The sequence below is a fragment of the Paenibacillus puldeungensis genome (assembly GCF_042678945.1).
Classification (GTDB): domain Bacteria; phylum Bacillota; class Bacilli; order Paenibacillales; family Paenibacillaceae; genus Fontibacillus; species Fontibacillus puldeungensis.
In genome coordinates, this window is the sequence record NZ_JBHTLM010000011.1 from 156,682 (window position 1) to 173,305 (window position 16,624).

A 16,624-nucleotide genomic window follows, 5' to 3' on the forward strand; every position below is an offset into this window, starting at 1 on the left:
TGTCTTCATGACAAATAACGATCAGCAGAGAAAAAGCACAGTGTCGTCCAGAATAGCAGGGTGGAAACATAGCGTAGCGGTACGTTATGTTCTGTTCGTGCTGCTCGTTGTTATGCTCTATATGAGTTTGGCACCAAAGCTGCTGCCGGAAACCTACGATATTGCTGTAGGGCTGCCTAGTGAGAAGGAAATTCTTGCGCCAATGGAAATTCCAAATACGAAAGCTACCCTTAAGGCCCAAGAGGAAGCTGCAGAAAAGGTAGGACAAGTATATACGATTTTACCCCTGCGCAACGAAGCGTTAGTAGCCCAAATGCTCGACCGGATTTTTCGACTGAACCAGGACGATCAGGTATCTACCCAGGACAAAATCAAAATATATCGAGAAGAATTGCCACAGCGCGTCAAGGATCACGTGCAAAATTTTATCATGAATAACCGAAGCAACGGCGTGTATTCGTCTACGCTGTTTCAAGAGGTTACTCAACGGGTCGATGAGCAGCAGTACCATATTTCAGAAGAAACGTTTATCAAAATCCCTCGTCTTACGGCGGAGGATATCAATGAAATGAAGCCAGTCGCAGCGGATATCGTAGCTCGTCTAACTGCAGATCCAATCGTAGAGGCTCAGACGGCTCGGGCGAAGGTTGCTGAAATGGTAAGTACAAGCTCATTAAGTAAACGCGTTTCACGCGAGGTAGTTCAAGAACTGGCCCGCCTATCGATTACAGCTAACAAATTTTACGATGAGGAAGCGACGAAGGCCGCAAAGGTGGAGGCGCGCGAAAACACGCCAACCGTTTATATCAAGCAGGGGGACGTACTCGTTGAAAAGGGCGAGAAAATTACCCAGGAAATGTATACATTGTTGGAGAAAAACGGCCTGCTGAAGGACGAGGTGAATTATTCACCGCAATTTGGTTTGATTTTGCTTTCCTTGCTAATGTCCGCCGGACTCATTATGTTTATGCGGCAATCAGAAGGCGTTAGTCGGTTCAAGTACAATAACGCACAATTTATTATGCTCTTGCTGATTATTTTGATCATGATTGTCTCGATGCATGTGATTGATATTCTTCAGAACGAACAGCGGCCGTATATCGGCTATCTGGCACCCGTAGCGACAGGGGCAATGCTGATTACCCTTTTGTTGGACTTGCCGCTGGCTTATATTTCGTCCATCATGTTTAGTATTTTGGCGAGTATCATACTGAATGTGCATAAAGGACAAATCTTTGATTTTCAATTTGGCTTTTTTACATTCGTCATTTCCTTTGCCGCGATCTTTGCCATACATCGGGCTAGTCAGCGGTCAACGCTGCTTAAAGCGGGGATGATGATTTGTCTTTTTGGTTCCTTGGCTGTATTTACGCTAAATCTTATTAATAATAACGAATGGACCCAGTCGGGGGTTTTATACGATTTAGGCTTTGCTGTTGCGGGTGGTTTACTAACGACGATCCTAGTCATAGGGCTGATGCCATTCTTCGAGGTGACATTCGGCATATTGTCCGCATTGAAGCTGGTTGAACTGTCTAACCCGAATCATCCCCTGCTGCGCAAACTGCTGACCGAAACACCAGGGACTTACCATCACAGTGTCATGGTTGGTAATTTGTCCGAAGCGGCGGCTGAAGCAATAGGCGCCAACGGTCTGCTTTGCCGAGTCGGGTCGTATTATCATGATATTGGCAAGACGAAACGACCTAGTTATTTTATTGAAAATCAAAACAACATGGAGAATCCACATGATTACATCGACCCGAAATTGAGTAAGTCGATCATTATCGCTCATGCCCGGGATGGCGTTGAAATGCTGAAGGAGTATAAGCTGCCAAAACCGATTCGAGATATCGCTGAACAGCACCATGGAACAACGTTCTTGCACTACTTCTATCATAAAGCACTTCGTTTGGCAGAAGAGCAAGGCGTTGAACCGGATTTTACGGAGGATGATTTCCGGTATATGGGGCCAAAAGCTCAATCTAAAGAAGCGGCTGTTGTTGGAATTGCCGACAGCGTGGAGGCTGCCGTGCGCTCGTTGCGTAAGCCTACAGTTGAGCAGGTTGAATCGATGATTGAGAAAATCATCAAAAATCGTCTGGATGATCATCAATTTAATGAATGTGATTTGACGATGCGAGAGCTGGATATTGTCGCACAAACGCTTAAAGAAACAGTCATGGGTATTTTTCATTCTCGGATTGAATATCCAGAAGATATCAAGAAAAGTAAAGAAAACGAGGAGAAGGACAGGGGGCAAGGTGTAAATGGGTCTACAACTGGCTTGGAACAATGAACAGACTAAAATGGAAATCGATCAAACTTTGATAGATCTGCTGGAACGTTTGCTGCAAAAAGCAGGTGAAAGTGAGGGAGTAAACGACGGTGAGGTCGCACTAACATTTGTGGACGATGAAGCAATTCACGAATTAAATCGCGATTATCGTGGAATTGACCGTCCGACCGACGTTTTGTCGTTTGCTATGAATGAGACTTTGGATGAGGAACCGGAGATCATTTATGAACTTGAAGAGGATGAAGAGCTGGACGATTTGACCGATGTGCTGGGAGATATAATTATTTCCGTTGATCGTGCTAAGGCTCAAAGTGAGGAATATGGTCACTCGTTAGAACGGGAAATCGGCTTTTTGTTTGTGCATGGATTCCTGCATCTGCTAGGATATGATCACCAGGATGCGGAAAGTGAAGCGGAAATGATGGGCAAGCAGGAGGCTGTTCTTGCACAAGTAGGGCTGACGCGTTAATGAAGCCGAAGCGGAAATGGGGTGCGGTGTTTAAACATGCTCTGGAAGGAGTTTTCGCATCTTTTAAAACGCAGCGAAATTTACGTGTACACGGTGCAGCGGCCGTCCTCGTTACTGCGGCCGCTCTCTTTTTCCGGCTACCCCCCCGCGATATCGCGCTCCTCATGCTCGTCATCGCGCTTGTAATCTCGCTGGAGCTGGTGAATACGGCAATTGAGGCGACTGTCGATCTTGTTACCCCGGAATGGCACAAACTTGCCAAAATGGCTAAGGATGCGGCTGCCGGGGCTGTGCTGGTTGCTGCCGTGTTTGCGGTTATCATCGGCCTGCTGTTGTTCTACGAGCCGGTCCTTCACTGGCTTGGATTTACATAAAGCTGTATCATCCGAAAATAAGATTTCTTTCCGAGGAGATGATATCAAATATGGATTATACCCAATTGCTGCAGGAAGCCGTTGAGGCTCGTAAATCCGCTTATATCCCTTATTCCGGGTTTGGAGTCGGTGCGGCTTTGTTGGATCAGGATGGACGGGTGCACCACGGCTGTAATATTGAAAATGCTGCATACAGCCCGACCAATTGCGCTGAAAGGACGGCGATTCATCGGGCGATAGCTGATGGCCACCACCCTGGTTCTTTTAAAGCGCTCGCCGTAGTTGGGGATACTGATGGGCCTATAGCGCCATGCGGCGTTTGCCGTCAAGTGATGCTAGAATTGTGCGGACCTGATATGCCGGTCATCCTCGGGAATCTACGGGGCGACATACGTCAGACGACGGTCCGGGAACTGCTTCCTTTCGCTTTCGGCCCCTCTGACCTGGATAACCCAAAATCGAATTCATGAGACGTTGTTCCAAGACAGGAAAGGATACTATACTATGTCAAAAAAGAACTTTAAATCCGGCTTTGTTGCTATTGTAGGGCGCCCAAATGTCGGTAAATCCACGCTGATGAATCACATCATCGGCCAGAAAATCGCCATTATGTCTGATAAGCCTCAGACAACTCGAAATAAAATACACGGAGTGTATACCTCAGAGACGATGCAGATCGTGTTTTTAGATACACCCGGTATTCACAAGCGCCAGTCTAAGCTCGGCGATTACATGAATAACACGGCTCTGAACACCCTAGGTGAAGTCGAGGCGGTGCTGTTTCTGGTAGACGCGTCGGAGGGGCTTGGCGGTGGGGATCGTTTTATTATTGAACGTCTTAAAGACTTGCGCACGCCGGTTATTCTTGTCATGAACAAAATTGATCGTATCGAGCCGGAACAGCTTCTTCCGCTCATCGAGGAGTATCGCAAGCTTCACCATTTTTCCGAAATCGTGCCGATCTCGGCCAAGCTCGGCAACAATGTGAGTACGCTGCTGGAGCAAATCGGTAAATATTTACCGGAGGGGCCACAGTATTATCCAGAGGACCAGGTTACGGATCACCCTGAGCAATTTGTCTGTGCCGAGTTAATTCGGGAGAAGATCCTTCATTTGACGCGGGAGGAAGTGCCACATTCCATTGCCGTAACGATCGAAGACATGCGTGTTCAAGATAATGGCGTGGTCTATATTTCGGCGGTGATTTTTGTGGAACGCGACTCCCAAAAAGGGATTATCATTGGCAAGCAAGGAGCTCTGCTGAAGGAAATCGGCAAGCTCGCCAGAACGGATATCGAGAATTTGCTCGGTTCGAAAATTTTCCTTGAGCTTTGGGTTAAGGTGAAAAAAGACTGGCGCAACCAGGAGCGGATACTGAGGGACCTTGGCTTCCATCGCGATGCTTAAGCTACAGGCTTGGTCAAACTAGTAAAGTGTTATGGGATTCTATACTGGGAGTTATTGCAACGCATAGATCGCGCCTCGGCGTACATCCTATTCTTTGAAGATGCAGGCGTCATTTCCGAAGAAAGGGTGAATACGAATGCGAGATTTTTCGTGGAAGTATTTTGCAATGACTGGAGATGTCGATGCTTACTTGCTGTATAAAGAAGCCGGCGGCAGTTCCGAAGAGGAGGCTGCGGCCGAGGAGCTTATTATGGAGGAAGAAGCTGAATAGAGTCAACATAGATTTAAGATCGGTTTAGGAAGAGGTCGGTGTTTGGGGGAAGAGGCATGCTTTATAGGGTGGAAGGAATCGTCATCCGCAGCATGGACTATGGTGAAGGCAATAAAATCATCACATTATGTACGGAGCAATATGGCAAAGTCGGAGTCCTTGCAAGGGGAGCCAAAAAAATAAAGAGTCGGCACGCAGCGCTAACCCAGCTTTTTACTTACGGGGAATATGTTTTTTTTCGTCAAAACAATGGCTTGGGTACACTCAATTCAGGTGAGATCATAGAATCTCACTCTTCTTTACGTGAAGACCTTTATTTGGCGGCCTATGCTTCCTATGCTTGCGAACTGCTGGATCGAACGCTACAGGACGAGGAAGTGGGCAGCTTTTGGTTTACGCAGCTAAAAGCATGTTTAAGCGGCTTATCCTTAGGTAAAGATCCGCAGATTGTTATGAATTTATTTGAAATGAAGGTGCTGCAGGCTGCTGGCTACGGCCCCTCCTTTACTAGTTGTATCTCCTGTGGAAAGACGGAGGAATCTGTCTATGTCAGCCCGCGGCTGGGAGGTAAGCTTTGCAGCAGCTGCAGACATCACGATCCGGCGGCGCTGAAGGTTTCACCACAGGCGATCAAATTGCTCGCTTTGTTTGAAAAAATGGATCTTCGCCGGCTCGGAAATGTCGAGGTCAAGACCACGACTAAAGCGGAGCTAAAAACCGTCATGCGGGCCTTTATGGATATGCAGCTTGGATTAAAGCTGAAATCCCTGAGTTTTCTCGATCAGCTGGACAAATACGAGATTTGACGAACTTCATAAAATCATTTATTATAAAAAAGAATTTCTCCTTTTGGAGAATCGCGCATTGAACGGGAAGAGTAATAAGATACAGCATTCGAAAGAGCGAGCTGGGGACGGTGCAAGCCCAGACGAATCCTCTTATGAAAAGGCATCCCGGGAGCGTGAACGATCGTGAAAAGAGGATTTGCAAATGAAGTTGTCTTGGCTTCAGCGGCACAAGGCTTCGGTTTGCAAATCAAGTAGGGTGGAACCGCGGGATCTTTACAGCTCTCGTCCCTACGTCTGACAGCAGGCGTAGGAGGCGAGGGCTTTTTTGCTTGCCTCGATACGACCTTAAGCCTATGCAAAGGAGATGTGGTTCATGAATTTCCAACAAATGATCTTGACCCTGCAGCAGTTTTGGGCGGAGCAAAATTGCATCGTTGTCCAGCCATATGACGTAGAGAAGGGCGCCGGTACGCTGAACCCGATGACATTTCTCCGGTCCATCGGACCTGAACCTTGGAACGTAGCTTATGTTGAGCCTTCACGGCGTCCGGCGGACGGACGTTATGGGGAAAACCCAAATCGGCTTTATCAACATCACCAGTTCCAAGTAATTCTCAAGCCGTCTCCGGACAACATTCAGGAAATTTATTTGGAAAGCCTGAAACGGCTTGGTATCAATCCGCTGGAGCATGATATTCGATTTGTCGAAGACAACTGGGAGCACCCTGGGCTAGGGGCTTGGGGCCTCGGCTGGGAAGTATGGCTTGACGGTATGGAAATTACGCAATTTACGTATTTCCAACAGGTCGGCGGTATTGAAGCCAACCCGGTAGCTGTGGAAATAACCTATGGGATGGAGCGGCTCGCCTCTTATATCCAAGACAAAGAAAGTGTATATGATCTTGAGTGGGTTAATGGAACAACCTACGGCGATGTATTTCATCAAGCTGAATTTGAGCATTCCAAATATACCTTCGAGTTGTCGGATGTAAAGATGTTATTTACCTTGTTCAACATGTATGAGCAGGAAGCTGGGAAGGCGATGGATCAGCATCTGGTATTCCCTGCATACGATTACGTGCTGAAGTGCTCCCACACGTTCAACCTGTTAGATGCTAGAGGGGCCATCAGTGTGACGGAACGGACCGGCTATATAACCCGGGTACGGAATCTGGCCCGTCAAGTCGCCGCAACGTATTTGGAGGAGCGCGAGAAGCTCGGCTTCCCGATGCTTCAGAAAGGGGGAGCTGCACGTGGCTAAGGATTTACTGTTTGAAATTGGTTTAGAGGATATGCCGGCACGGTTCATTCGTGGGGCTGTGGAACAATTGAAAGACCGGCTGGTCAAATGGTTGGAGGAATCCGTCATCCCGTACGCAGCGGTGGAAATGTATGCTACGCCACGCCGCCTCGCGGTTTTGATTAAAGATGTTGCTGAGAAGCAGGAAGACGTACATGAGGAAGTAAAAGGCCCTTCCCGTAAAATCGCTTTAGACGATAAGGGTGAATGGAGTAAAGCCGCACTCGGTTTTGCCCGCAGCCAAGGGGTGGAACCCAAACAATTTACGTTTAAGGAAGTTGGCGGCACAGAGTACATTTATGTAAGCAAGAGCCGTACCGGTGTGGAAACGACAAGCATTTTGTCTGAAGGATTGCTCGGCATTTTGCATGCCATGAATTTCCCGAAAAACATGCGCTGGGGCAGCTATGATTTTAAATTCCTACGTCCGATTCGCTGGATGGTCGCTTTGTTCGGCAAGGATGTTATCGATCTCGAAATCACTGGCGTCAAATCCGGTAAAGTGACGAGAGGCCACCGTTTCTTAGGACAGGAAGCCGTAATCGACGAGCCTTCGAAATATGTGGAAACGCTGCGTGCTCAGCATGTCATCGCCGATATCAACGAACGGCAAACGATGATTCAGAACCAAATCGATGCGCTCGCCAAAGAAAAAGGTTGGCATATTGCCGTTAAGGAAGACCTTTTGGAAGAAGTTCTGTTCTTGGTGGAAACACCAACTGTACTCTTCGGAACCTTCGAAGAATCGTTTCTAAATATCCCGCAAGAAGTGCTGATTACCTCCATGCGCGAGCATCAACGGTATTTCCCAGTGCTTGACGAGAAGGGGCATTTGCTGCCTTACTTCGTAACGGTACGCAACGGGAACAACGCGTCACTCGACGTTATTGCTCGAGGCAATGAGAAGGTGCTGCGGGCGCGGTTATCGGATGCGAAGTTCTTCTATGAAGAAGATCAGAAGTTGGCCATTAAAGACGCTTTGTCCAAATTGGAAAGCATCGTCTTCCATGATGAGCTGGGAACGATTGGCGATAAAGTTCGTCGTATTCGTCGTAATACAGAGAAGCTGTCGGCTATGCTTGGTACGGATTCTGGAACAGCTGAAGCGGCTTCACGGACAGCGGAAATTTGCAAATTTGATCTAGTTACGCAAATGGTATATGAATTCCCGGAATTACAGGGTGTGATGGGGGAAGATTATGCCCGTAAAGCCGGAGAGCCAGAAGCGGTCGCAAAAGGGGTTTTCGAGCACTATCAGCCTCGTTTTGCCGATGATGCGGTTCCTGCTTCAACAGTTGGCTCGATCGTCAGCATTGCGGACAAAATCGATACGATTGCAGGCTGTTTCTCCATTGGCATCATACCGACCGGGTCTCAGGATCCTTACGCGCTGCGCCGTCAAGCTGCCGGGATCGTGCAAATCATCCTGGAGCACAAGCTGCCTGTAGGGCTTACCGACATTTTCAAAATGGCTCTCGAAACACATGAGCAATTCCGAGGCCTGAAGCGAAGCAAGGAAGAAATTTTGAAAGACCTTATGGAATTTTTCGGCTTGCGCGTTCGGAAGACTTTGTCTGATAGCCTGCGTTACGATGTAGTGGATGCTGTAATCGCTGCAGGGTACGAGGATGTCGTCTCCGTCGTTGCACGGGGCTTAGCCTTGGCGGAAGCCGTTGAAGGTCGGGAAGACTTCAAACAAATTGTTGAGTCGTTTGGACGGGTAAGCAATCTTGCGGCTAAAGCAACGGGTGAGAAAGTGCGTTCCGATCTACTTGCAGAACCGGCCGAGAAAGAACTTCACGAAGCTTGGCGTAAAGTAACGGACGAATATCTTAAGGCTTTGTCGGAGCGGGATGCGTCTAAGGCTTTGTCCATAGTGAGTGGTCTGAAAGAGGCTATTACAGCGTTTTTCGATGCGGTTATGGTTATGGCAGAGGATGAAGCGATTCGGACAAATCGTTTGGCGCTACTCTCCGCCATTGATAGTGATCTTAAGGCTTTTGCTGATTTCAGTAAGCTGGTTTGGGCATAATAAGGAAGCAGGACGCTCTCAAAGCCTGAGGGCAATAATATGAGTTACTAAACATCTAATGTGTGCGATTGCCATGGGATGGCGTCATCTTTGCTTTTCGCAGGAGGCCTATCCGATGGCTCTCGGCATGCTGGGGTGCAAGGGCTGAAATGACTGTTTCAGATATGCTGCATTGGTTAAATGGTTATACGTACGATAAATTAACAACCATTCTCTTGAGGGGCGGAGGAGACGAACATGCGTATTGTCGTTGATGGGGACTCCTGCCCAGTAAAGAAGGAAATTGCTGAAGCGGCAAACCGTTATGATGTACAGGTACTTATGGTATCCTCCTATGACCACTTGCTTCAGGGGGCTAAGGGGATTACGGTAATTCAAGTTGATCGGAGTGATCAAAGCGCTGATCTATATATAGCGAACCATGTACTGCAGGGTGACATTGTCGTTACTCAAGATTATGGGCTTGCTGCATTAGCTATAGCGAAATCTTGTCACGTTTTGTCGCCTCGTGGCGAGCTGTATCATGCAGGAAATATCGATTATTTGCTGGATCGGCGTCATCTTCATGCCAAAGCGCGTCGCGGAGGCCGTTATGCTAAGGGGCCCAAGCCCTTTACAGATTTGGATCGCGAGCAATTTTTAACGGCATTGTTAAAACTTTTAGAGTGCATGCAGGAGAATGTATAGTTTTAGCGAATTATTATTTACGTGTTATAGAGGAACTTCAAAATATCTTAATTTCTGACATATTGAACTTTCTCTAGCGAAAGATGAAGGTGGTTTGAGATGAGTACCGGACGTGGAAGCATTCCGGAGGAAGTCATCGAGGCAGTCTTGCGGCAGCATGATATCGTCGATACCGTTGGCAAGCACGTTCATCTGACAAAACAGGGCAAGTATATGAAGGGGCTTTGTCCGTTCCATTCGGAGAAAACCCCGTCTTTCACGGTCACCCCCGAACGTCAAATTTTCCACTGCTACGGCTGCGGTAAGGGCGGAAACGCCATCAAATTCAGGATGGAAATCGAAGGATTAACCTTTCCCGAGGCAGTTCGAGTCATGGCGGAAGAAGCGCATATTCCTTTTGAGGATAAAGGGGGAGGCATTGGGGATTCGCCGCGGAGCCGAGAGATGGAGCAACTGCTGCAGGCCCACGAGTGGACTTCCAAGCTGTATCATTTCTTATTGAAAAATACGGAGCATGGTAAACCGGCTATGGATTATTTGAAATCCCGGGGGTTTACCGACAAAGCGATCGACACGTTCCAAATCGGTTATGCACCTGCGCGTTGGGATACACTCGTTCAATTTCTGGACAAGCGCTCTTTTGATCTCTCCGAGATGGAGAAGGGCGGGCTCATTTCCGCGAAGCAGGATGGCACCGGTTATGTTGACCGTTTCCGTGACAGGGTTATCTTTCCATTGTATAACCGGAGCGGAAAAGTTATCGCTTTTGCAGGAAGGGTTCTCGGCGATGGTCAGCCGAAATATTTAAATTCGTCAGAGAGCAAGCTGTTCAGTAAAAGCAGGACACTTTACAATTTGCATCAGGCTAAGACTGAAATACGAAAACTTCGACAAATTGTTTTGTTTGAGGGTTACGGCGATGTCATTAGCGCTTGGGAGGCTGGAGTTCATAACGGCGTAGCAACCATGGGGACTTCCCTTACAGAGAGCCATGCAGCGATCATGCGAGGGTTGGCAGATGAAATTTTGGTTTGCTATGACGGGGACCAAGCCGGACAGGCTGCTGCTCTGAAGAGTATTCCGATCCTCGAGAACGTAGGATTTCAGGTGAAAATTGCACCGCTAACCGAGGGATTGGATCCGGATGAGTTTATCCGGAAGTACGGAGCAGAGCGCTTTCGGCACCAAATTTTGGATGGCGCTGTTTCGTCCGTTAAATTTAGGCTTATATATCTGAAAAAAAACCATATACTGCTAGAAGAAGACGGAAAGGTTTCGTACATTAAAGAAGCGATGCCTATCATCGCATCACTGGGATCTCCCAGTGAGCGTGAGATCTATTTGAAGGAATTGTCGGCTGATTTACAGGTGTCCTTCGATAGCTTGAAACAGGAATGCAACGAATTACGTGCTGCCATGCAAAAAAAGGCAAACGCCGGGGATAATAAGCCTGAAAGGTGGAATAATGGTAGGCATAAAAAAGGGCAGGCATCGATGCCGGCTCTGCTGCCCGCTTATCACGTAGCGGAACGGAGACTGCTTTCTTTTATGCTGCAAGACGATGAAGTAGCCCGTTATGTAGGTGAACGTCTTGGGACCAACTTTAACATCGAAGATCATGTGGCGATTGCTGCTTATCTATACGCTTATTACGCTCAGGGGAAGACCCCGGATGCAAGCCGATTTATCTCGTCGCTTCAGGATGATCGGTTGGAACAGACGGTCATTTCCATCGCTATGATGGATACGCCAGCAGAGTGGAGTACGCAGGAGCTGGATGATTGTATTCGGGAAATTCAAAGAGTCCCCTTGCTCGCACAGATCAAGCAAAAGAAGGATGAAATGGTGTCCGCGGAACGTGCCGGGGATTTTATGCGTGCGGCGCAAATTGCAAGTGAGATTATTGCCCTAGAGAGACAGTAAGACGATGGACTTTCGGTGAGTTTCTAGGGAGGAGGGAGCCAGATATGACAAATGACCAGCATACTGAACTAGAAACTGAATTAACGCTTGATCAGGTAAAAGATCAGTTGATTGAACAAGGCAAGAAGAGATCCTCATTATCTTATAAGGAAATTATGGAGAAGCTCTCGCCTTTCGATCAAGATCCTGAACAGATGGACGAGTTTTTTGAACATCTGGCGGATTTGGGAATTGACATCACGGGTGATGGTGATGAAGAGCGAAGAGGGGATAACTCTAGCGACGGTGATGATTTTAACTTTGACGATGATTTAACACTCCCTCCGGGCATCAAAATCAATGATCCCGTACGGATGTACTTGAAGGAAATCGGCCGTGTTCCCTTGCTTTCGGCAGATGACGAAATGGAACTGGCGAAGCGGATTGAGAACGGAGATGAAGAAGCCAAGCGACGGCTTGCGGAAGCCAACCTTCGGCTTGTAGTCAGTATCGCAAAACGTTATGTTGGCCGTGGTATGCTGTTCCTGGATTTAATTCAGGAAGGGAATATGGGGCTAATCAAAGCCGTAGAAAAGTTTGACCATAAGAAGGGATTCAAATTCAGTACCTACGCAACTTGGTGGATTCGCCAGGCGATCACTCGAGCGATTGCAGACCAAGCACGTACGATTCGAATTCCAGTGCATATGGTGGAGACAATCAACAAGCTGATTCGGGTATCTCGTCAACTGCTGCAGGAGCTTGGTCGTGAACCTACGCCAGAGGAAATCGCAGCCGAAATGGAACTCAGCGTGGAAAAAGTTCGTGAAATCATGAAAATCGCTCAAGAGCCAGTATCGCTGGAAACGCCGATCGGTGAGGAAGACGATTCCCATTTAGGTGACTTTATTGAAGATCAGGAAGCCTTGGCCCCGGCAGATGCCGCGGCATACGAGCTGCTGAAGGAACAGCTCGAGGATGTCCTCGATACGCTCACGGAACGCGAAGAGAACGTGCTTCGGCTTCGCTTCGGACTTGATGACGGACGAACGCGAACACTGGAAGAAGTCGGCAAAGTGTTCGGCGTAACCCGGGAGAGAATTCGTCAAATCGAAGCGAAAGCGCTCCGCAAGCTGCGTCATCCTAGCCGCAGCAAGCGACTTAAGGATTTTCTCGAATAAGCGTACAACTCTGACCTTCTGCAGCCAAGCAGCAAGGTCATTTTTGTTGAAAGAAGGGATATTCCTTTGGACAGAGACAAAAAACAGATTATTCTGGCTGAAATTGAGCATTGGAGAAGGAGCAAACTCCTCCCTGAGCAATACTGTGATTTTCTTCAAAATCTATACAGCGATGAGAAGGCAAAACCTTCACGTAGCCTTAATCCATTAGGATTGATTCAGCAAGGAAATCTGAAAATGTGGTCCCTTTCTTTTGGAATAATTTCCTTCTTTTTCTTTATTGTTTTTTATTTTAGCTCTTTTTCCTGGCCTTTGCAAATGGGGACCGCTTTGCTGCTTAGCTCGGCCTGTTACATCGCTTCGGCCCTATACCGCACGAAAAAACCATTGTTTTCGCTGGCAATGGCGGGGATTGGCAGTTTACTGATGCTCGGTCTCGGAAGCTGGATGATCACGCTTCAAGGCTGGGATAAGGGAGCCGCCATTCCGATGCTCGTTGCCGTTTGCGGCATATTCTGGGTTGCGGTCGGTTTTATGCTGAATTTCGGCATTATAAGCTATTGCGGAATCGCTTGTACCATTTTGCTTTATGCTATGGTGTTCGGTCGGCTGCATCAGGAAGTCTCCTGGAGCCTGCTGCAGGTAGTATGGCTGCCGATCAGTGCAGTATTTTACTGGCTAACCTGGCTAAGTCATCATCGCTTAAAAGAGGCGGCTCGGGTATTTTTTGCGGTATCCTTAACGTTATGGTTTATGCCGGAAGCTGATGCTCTCTTATTGCGGGGTGCTGCGTTTTCCGGAATGCCTTTGCTTATTTTGTTGAAGATCGTATCCGTGTTTCTGATTTTGTTTATATTTAGAAAAAAATGGGTGGTGTGGATCGCTTCATGAAACTATCTGCAAGATTGCAGCTTATCGCTGATCTGCTTCCGGAGAATTGCCGGTTCGCCGATATCGGCTCAGACCATGCGCTATTACCAGTGGCGGCTGTGCGTAGCGGGCAGGCGAGCTTTGCCGTAGCAGGCGAAGTAAATGATGGGCCGCTTGAGGCTGCTCGTCGGCAAGTTGCCGATGCTGGAGAGAGTCAGCGGATTTCTGTTCGAAAAGGAGACGGACTCGCAGTCATCGCTCCAGGTGAGGTGGACACGATCACGATAGCCGGGATGGGCGGCGCGCTGATCGTTTCCATTCTAAACAGTGGACAAGAGAAGCTAGCCGGGGTCCGGCGGCTGGTGCTTCAGCCAAATGTCGGTGAGGAATTTGTACGGCGTTGGCTCGTGGAGAACGGTTGGTTTCTTGCGGAAGAAGCTATTTTAGAGGAAGATGGAAAAATATACGAAGTGCTAATGGCAGAGCCGGCTTCTGAGGCGGCGGTGTTGAATGAACAGTTGTATATGCCTCGCAGACTGCCTGGCGGTGCGCTGCTTACGAATGAACTGCTGTATTTGATGGGGCCTAGACTCACCAAAGATCCTGACGGAGTATTTTACAAAAAGTGGGATTATGAAATCCGTAAATTAGATAAAATTCGGCTGTCGGTTGCATCGTCGGTACAAGAAGCTTCCCGTGAAAAGGAACAGGAGTTCACACGGTTGTCAGAACAGCTTAAGGAGGTGCTAGTATGCTTGCGAAAGGTCAAACCTTAGTGCAATATATGGAGCAACTGGCTCCAAAGCATATCGCCATGGAAGGGGATAAGATCGGACTGCAGCTTGGAAGTTTGCAGAAAGATGTTCAGGGTGTTCTGGTGGCGCTTGATGTTAATGAAGATGTTGTCGAAGAGGCGATTTCGCTCAGGGCCAATCTGATCGTTGCCCATCATGCGATCATATATAGACCGCTTGCCAATCTGCAAAGCGATACCCCGATGGGCAAAGTGTATGAAAAGTTGATCAAAAATGATATTGCTGTATATATCAGCCATACGAATCTTGATGTTGCTGACGGCGGGATGAACGACTGGATGGCTGAGGCTCTGGGGATTGAGTCCGGTGCTCCGCTGGAGGATGTCCACATGGATAGCCTGTACAAGCTGGTCGTCTTTGTGCCGAAGGATCACCATGAGCGAGTTTTAGAAGCAATGCTGGGTGCCGGGGCTGGCCACATCGGCAACTACAGTCACTGCAGTTTCAACCTAGCGGGCTTTGGCACCTTTAAACCCGGCGAAGGGACCGATCCGTTTATCGGGACGCAGGGGAAGCTGGAAAAGGTTGAGGAAAACCGGATTGAAACGGTGGTTCCGCAAAGCCTGCGGAGTAAGGTGATTCAAGCGATGCTGAAGCAGCATCCTTATGAAGAAGTTGCCTATGACCTGTATCCGATGGACTTAAAGGGACGTACCTTTGGTCTGGGCCGTGTCGGCAAATTGAAGGACCCTGTAACTTTGGGAGATTTTGTGGGACGGGTAAAGGAAAAGCTGCAGGTGCCGATGGTAAGAGTTGTCGGAGACTTAAGCAAGCCGATTAGAAAAGCTGCCGTACTTGGAGGCTCTGGAGGCCGTTATTGGAAAAACGCTCAGTTACGCGGTGCGGATGTGATCGTGACCGGCGATGTGGATTATCATACAGCTCAAGATGCCTGGATGGCTGGAATTGCCATCATTGATCCGGGACATAATGCGGAAAAAATCATGAAATCAAAGGTAACTGCATGGCTTACGGAAAAACTGCAGGAGAACAAATACGAGACCAAGGTATACGCCTCTTCTGTAAATACAGAACCGTTTAATTTCGTTTAATTTTATGTCCATAATAAATGTTAAGAATTGATTTGCTACCTTAGAAGCAATTGTCACAATTACCGCTCATTCACTCTTGCCAGTGGCCTGCAATGCCTGTATACTATCTAATGTTGCCTTCGAAAGTTTGACAGACAATCGCCGGCGGCTTAAGGCCGCGGGAGGAAAGTCCGGGCTCCATAGGGCAGGGTGCTGGATAACGTCCAGTCAGCGCGAGCTGAAGGATAGTGCCACAGAAATGGACCGCCGATGGCCGCCGTATGGCGTGCACAGGCAAGGATGGAACCGAGGTGTAAGAGACCCCGAGGAACGCTGGTGACTTCGTTCCTGGTAAACCCCACTTGGAGCAAGACCTAATGGGACGTAGCTTCTTTGGAAGCAGCCTTTGCCCGAGGCGCGTCCGGGTTGGTTGCTGGAGCCGCTCAGTAATGTGCGGCCTAGATAGATGATTGTCGCTCAAGGCGGGAGGGTAGTTCCCGTAATACCGCGAAGAGTACAGAACCCGGCTTACGGCAAACTTTCATCACTTAGGCACAGGTTTTAAAATAATTACGATTAAGCCTCCTTAGCAACTGACAGTCTGTCAGTTGCTAAGGAGGCTTTTGATTTTGTCTATATGAGTTGAAGATATAGTTCAAAAGAAGTATATTACTAATTTAACCGTTGATTTTAAATAGTAATTAGCCGAATGGAATATATTACCTCTTGTTTATATTATCCAAAACATGATATATTCTAATTCCGGCTGATATTGATCAGCGGAACGACAAGATAAATGGTAAGAAATACTACTTGCTATGAAGCTTGTAAAGTGTTATGATATAATTCCTGCTGCTGAGGCAGGGTAAAGAAGTTGATCTTTGAAAACTGAACAACGAGTGAGTATTAAATGAGAATTAAATTCTCGTCAGTACGAAATGAGCTAATCGCTCTAAAATAAAGCATCAAAACTTTATTGGAGAGTTTGATCCTGGCTCAGGACGAACGCTGGCGGCGTGCCTAATACATGCAAGTCGAGCGGAGTTGATAGAGTGCTTGCACTCTAGATGCTTAGCGGCGGACGGGTGAGTAACACGTAGGCAACCTGCCCGTAAGACTGGGATAACTACCGGAAACGGTAGCTAATACCGGATAATTTATTTTGCCGCATGGTGAGATAATGAAAGGCGGAGTAATC

The 16,624-nt window shown here is 47.9% G+C and carries 15 protein-coding genes, 1 rRNA gene and 1 other RNA gene; all 17 read left to right on the forward strand.

Annotation, left to right across the window (positions count from 1 at the left end; translation table 11 throughout):
- Positions 1-7 precede the first annotated feature (7 nt).
- Positions 8-2,299 (forward strand): HD family phosphohydrolase, encoded by a 2,292-nt coding sequence (locus ACFQ3W_RS15955; protein WP_379320230.1) that lies wholly within the window; start codon positions 8-10, stop codon positions 2,297-2,299.
- Positions 2,271-2,768, forward strand: a complete 498-nt coding sequence (ybeY, locus tag ACFQ3W_RS15960; RefSeq protein WP_379320231.1) for an rRNA maturation RNase YbeY — start codon at positions 2,271-2,273, stop codon at positions 2,766-2,768. Before ACFQ3W_RS15955 ends, ybeY begins: the two co-directional genes overlap by 29 nt.
- Before the next feature lie 26 nt (positions 2,769-2,794).
- Entirely contained in the window at positions 2,795-3,142 is a 348-nt protein-coding gene (locus ACFQ3W_RS15965; RefSeq protein ID WP_379320232.1) for a diacylglycerol kinase family protein, read from the forward strand.
- 38 nt (positions 3,143-3,180) lie between these two features.
- On the forward strand, positions 3,181-3,612 hold the full coding sequence (locus tag ACFQ3W_RS15970; protein ID WP_379320233.1) for a cytidine deaminase: 432 nt from the start codon (positions 3,181-3,183) through the stop codon (positions 3,610-3,612).
- A 34-nt stretch (positions 3,613-3,646) separates the two neighbouring features.
- Positions 3,647-4,549 (forward strand): GTPase Era, encoded by a 903-nt coding sequence (gene era / locus ACFQ3W_RS15975; protein ID WP_379320234.1) that lies wholly within the window; start codon positions 3,647-3,649, stop codon positions 4,547-4,549.
- A 136-nt stretch (positions 4,550-4,685) separates the two neighbouring features.
- Positions 4,686-4,820 (forward strand): YqzL family protein, encoded by a 135-nt coding sequence (locus tag ACFQ3W_RS15980; protein ID WP_379320235.1) that lies wholly within the window; start codon positions 4,686-4,688, stop codon positions 4,818-4,820.
- A gap of 56 nt (positions 4,821-4,876) precedes the next feature.
- On the forward strand, positions 4,877-5,626 hold the full coding sequence (recO, locus tag ACFQ3W_RS15985) for a DNA repair protein RecO (protein WP_379320236.1): 750 nt from the start codon (positions 4,877-4,879) through the stop codon (positions 5,624-5,626).
- Between the two features lie 355 nt (positions 5,627-5,981).
- Positions 5,982-6,869, forward strand: a complete 888-nt coding sequence (gene glyQ / locus ACFQ3W_RS15990) for a glycine--tRNA ligase subunit alpha (protein ID WP_379320237.1) — start codon at positions 5,982-5,984, stop codon at positions 6,867-6,869.
- The gene (gene glyS, locus ACFQ3W_RS15995) at positions 6,862-8,940 is read left to right on the forward strand and encodes a glycine--tRNA ligase subunit beta (RefSeq protein WP_379320238.1); all 2,079 of its coding nucleotides are present in this window, start codon (positions 6,862-6,864) and stop codon (positions 8,938-8,940) included. The genes glyQ and glyS overlap by 8 nt, the downstream gene beginning before the upstream one ends.
- A gap of 237 nt (positions 8,941-9,177) precedes the next feature.
- Positions 9,178-9,627, forward strand: a complete 450-nt coding sequence (locus tag ACFQ3W_RS16000; protein ID WP_379320239.1) for a YaiI/YqxD family protein — start codon at positions 9,178-9,180, stop codon at positions 9,625-9,627.
- A gap of 99 nt (positions 9,628-9,726) precedes the next feature.
- Positions 9,727-11,550, forward strand: coding sequence for a DNA primase (dnaG, locus tag ACFQ3W_RS16005; protein ID WP_379320240.1), 1,824 nt, complete (start codon positions 9,727-9,729; stop codon positions 11,548-11,550).
- A 44-nt stretch (positions 11,551-11,594) separates the two neighbouring features.
- Positions 11,595-12,710 (forward strand): RNA polymerase sigma factor RpoD, encoded by a 1,116-nt coding sequence (gene rpoD / locus ACFQ3W_RS16010; RefSeq protein WP_379320241.1) that lies wholly within the window; start codon positions 11,595-11,597, stop codon positions 12,708-12,710.
- Positions 12,711-12,776: 66 nt separating this feature from the next.
- Positions 12,777-13,601: a hypothetical protein gene (locus ACFQ3W_RS16015; RefSeq protein WP_379320242.1), complete on the forward strand. Its 825-nt coding sequence runs from the start codon at positions 12,777-12,779 to the stop codon at positions 13,599-13,601.
- A complete protein-coding gene (locus ACFQ3W_RS16020) occupies positions 13,598-14,356 on the forward strand; it encodes a tRNA (adenine(22)-N(1))-methyltransferase (protein ID WP_379320243.1) in 759 nt (252 codons plus the stop codon). The genes ACFQ3W_RS16015 and ACFQ3W_RS16020 overlap by 4 nt, the downstream gene beginning before the upstream one ends.
- On the forward strand, positions 14,332-15,447 hold the full coding sequence (locus ACFQ3W_RS16025; protein WP_379320244.1) for a Nif3-like dinuclear metal center hexameric protein: 1,116 nt from the start codon (positions 14,332-14,334) through the stop codon (positions 15,445-15,447). Before ACFQ3W_RS16020 ends, ACFQ3W_RS16025 begins: the two co-directional genes overlap by 25 nt.
- A 122-nt stretch (positions 15,448-15,569) precedes the next feature.
- Positions 15,570-15,972, forward strand: an RNA gene (gene rnpB / locus ACFQ3W_RS16030) — RNase P RNA component class A.
- Positions 15,973-16,399: 427 nt separating this feature from the next.
- Positions 16,400-16,624 (forward strand): 16S ribosomal RNA (locus tag ACFQ3W_RS16035); the annotation flags it as partial.

Bases quoted from the DNA above. Each gene is read 5' to 3' on its own strand.
- ACFQ3W_RS15955 (WP_379320230.1), top strand. From the start codon at position 8: ATGACAAATAACGATCAGCAGAGAAAAAGCACAGTGTCGTCCAGAATA.
- ybeY (WP_379320231.1), top strand. From the start codon at position 2,271: ATGGGTCTACAACTGGCTTGGAACAATGAACAGACTAAAATGGAAATC.
- ACFQ3W_RS15970 (WP_379320233.1), top strand. From the start codon at position 3,181: ATGATATCAAATATGGATTATACCCAATTGCTGCAGGAAGCCGTTGAG.
- era (WP_379320234.1), top strand. From the start codon at position 3,647: ATGTCAAAAAAGAACTTTAAATCCGGCTTTGTTGCTATTGTAGGGCGC.
- ACFQ3W_RS15980 (WP_379320235.1), top strand. From the start codon at position 4,686: ATGCGAGATTTTTCGTGGAAGTATTTTGCAATGACTGGAGATGTCGAT.
- recO (WP_379320236.1), top strand. From the start codon at position 4,877: ATGCTTTATAGGGTGGAAGGAATCGTCATCCGCAGCATGGACTATGGT.
- glyQ (WP_379320237.1), top strand. From the start codon at position 5,982: ATGAATTTCCAACAAATGATCTTGACCCTGCAGCAGTTTTGGGCGGAG.
- ACFQ3W_RS16000 (WP_379320239.1), top strand. From the start codon at position 9,178: ATGCGTATTGTCGTTGATGGGGACTCCTGCCCAGTAAAGAAGGAAATT.
- dnaG (WP_379320240.1), top strand. From the start codon at position 9,727: ATGAGTACCGGACGTGGAAGCATTCCGGAGGAAGTCATCGAGGCAGTC.
- rpoD (WP_379320241.1), top strand. From the start codon at position 11,595: ATGACAAATGACCAGCATACTGAACTAGAAACTGAATTAACGCTTGAT.
- ACFQ3W_RS16020 (WP_379320243.1), top strand. From the start codon at position 13,598: ATGAAACTATCTGCAAGATTGCAGCTTATCGCTGATCTGCTTCCGGAG.
- ACFQ3W_RS16025 (WP_379320244.1), top strand. From the start codon at position 14,332: ATGCTTGCGAAAGGTCAAACCTTAGTGCAATATATGGAGCAACTGGCT.